General features: G+C 56.4%; 1 protein-coding gene. It reads left to right on the forward strand.

Going from position 1 to position 971, the window contains the following annotated elements:
* Nucleotides 1–971, forward strand: a 971-nt coding sequence (locus ABEW32_RS26410; RefSeq protein WP_430193279.1) for a non-ribosomal peptide synthetase, incomplete at both ends; no start/stop codon positions are given.

Below are 971 nucleotides of genomic sequence, written 5' to 3' on the forward strand. Positions count from 1 at the left end.
GCAGCGATTGACTCCAGCTTTTATGACGAAGAACTGTCGAAGCTACCAAGCAGCGGCCATGTGCCGATTGGTCAGGCGTGGCTGAACGCACGCTTCTACATCGTGGACAGTCAGCTGAATCCGGTGCCGATCGGCGTACTGGGTGAGCTGTGCATCGGCGGAGCCGGGGTGGCACGGGGGTACCTGAACCGTGCGGACCTGACGGCGGAGAAATTCGTAGCGAACCCGTATGTTCCGGGTGAACGACTGTATCGTACCGGCGACTTGGCGCGGTGGATGCCGGGCGGAAATGTAGACTTTATCGGCCGGATGGATGATCAGGTCAAAATCCGGGGCTTCCGGATTGAACTGGGCGAGGTGGAGGCGCAGCTGCTGACTGTGGCTGGCATTGAGAAAGCCATCGTCACCGCCTGGGAAAACGAAGAGGGAGACAAGGATCTGTGCGCGTATGTCATAGCCTCGGGGGCGCTGAATTTACCGGAGCTGCGCAGCATCCTCCAGCCTAAACTGCCGGGCTATATGATCCCGACGTATGCTGTACCCCTGAATCAATTCCCGCTGACACCCAACGGAAAAATTGACCGTAAAGCATTGCCTGCGCCAGAAGCACGCCTCGAAGGAGGCACGGAGTACGTGGCGCCGCGCACACCGCTGGAAGAGCAATTGGTACGTATTTGGCAAAGCGTGCTGAACCACCGGCGGGTAGGCATTAAGGATAACTTCTTTGAAGTGGGAGGACATTCACTGCGTGCCACCACCCTGATGGCGAAAATCCATCAGGAGCTGAATTACAAGCTGGCCTTGCGAGACATTTTCCAATATCCGACGATTGAGCAATTGGTACAGGTGATGGATGAAGATCAGACCCCGCAAACGTATGTGTCCATACCGGTGGCAGAGGAGCGCGAATATTATCCTGTTTCCTCGGCGCAAAAACGGATGTACGTTCTGAGTCACCTGGAAGGCGGAGA

Source organism: Paenibacillus jamilae, assembly GCF_050482105.1.
Classification (GTDB): Bacteria; Bacillota; Bacilli; order Paenibacillales; family Paenibacillaceae; genus Paenibacillus; species Paenibacillus jamilae_B.